Raw genomic sequence first — 258 nt, forward strand, 5'->3', positions numbered from 1 at the left:
TGCACCGGCTCTACCTGACTCCGACGCGCACGCCCGACGATCAGCGACAGGCGGCGGCGTATCAGGTGCTTGCGGCCCTGCTGGGCGGCAGTGCGCAGACCTCGATCCTTGAGCGGCGGCTGACCTATGACGAGGGCATCGCGATCAGCGCCTGGGCCGGGTATTCGGGCTCGGGGCTCGATAGCGGGACCTTCACGCTGGGCATCATGCCCGTGGATGGCGTCTCGCTCGACGATGCCGAGGCCGCGCTGGACCGTG

The 258-nt window shown here is 69.4% G+C and carries 1 protein-coding gene; it reads left to right on the forward strand.

Going from position 1 to position 258, the window contains the following annotated elements; genetic code table 11:
• Positions 1-258, forward strand: a 258-nt coding sequence (locus JI667_RS22170) for an insulinase family protein (RefSeq protein WP_206858671.1), incomplete at both ends; no start/stop codon positions are given.

Origin of the sequence: Bacillus sp. NTK074B, from assembly GCF_017303375.1 — a bacterium.
Lineage (GTDB): Bacteria > Bacillota > Bacilli > Bacillales > Bacillaceae_B > Rossellomorea.